General features: G+C 75.5%; 1 protein-coding gene. It reads right to left on the reverse strand.

Annotated features, from left to right (window positions below):
* Nucleotides 1-376: S8 family serine peptidase (locus tag CCN39_RS48920; RefSeq protein ID WP_434781172.1), on the reverse strand; the 376-nt coding region annotated here is incomplete at both ends.

The following is a 376-nucleotide window of genomic DNA, read 5'->3' on the forward strand; positions in this document are numbered from 1 at the left end:
CCGGGGCGTACAGGTCGACGTCCTGGCCCGAGTTCGATGTCTTGTCCGGGCGGTCCTGGGTGTCGGCCGCCGCGACCGTCAGGGCCTCCGGGACCCGGGCCGGCGAGTAGCCGCTCGCGTCCGCCGTCTCGCTGCCCGCCGGGACCGCGATCGGCACCACCGTCGCCAGGCGCTTCACCGCCGCGTCGAGCTGGTCGTTCGGCACCCCGCCGATGCCCAGGACCGCGACCGCGGGCTGCTGGGCGTTCTGCGCGACCCAGTCGATCCCCGCGATGATCCGGTCGGTGGCGCCGCCGCCGTCCTTGTCGAGCACCCGCACCGGCACGATCTGCGCGCCCTTCGCGACGCCGTAGTCCTTGCCCGCGGCGATGCCGGC

This window comes from Amycolatopsis kentuckyensis (assembly GCF_002155975.1).
GTDB classification, from domain to species: domain Bacteria; phylum Actinomycetota; class Actinomycetes; order Mycobacteriales; family Pseudonocardiaceae; genus Amycolatopsis; species Amycolatopsis kentuckyensis.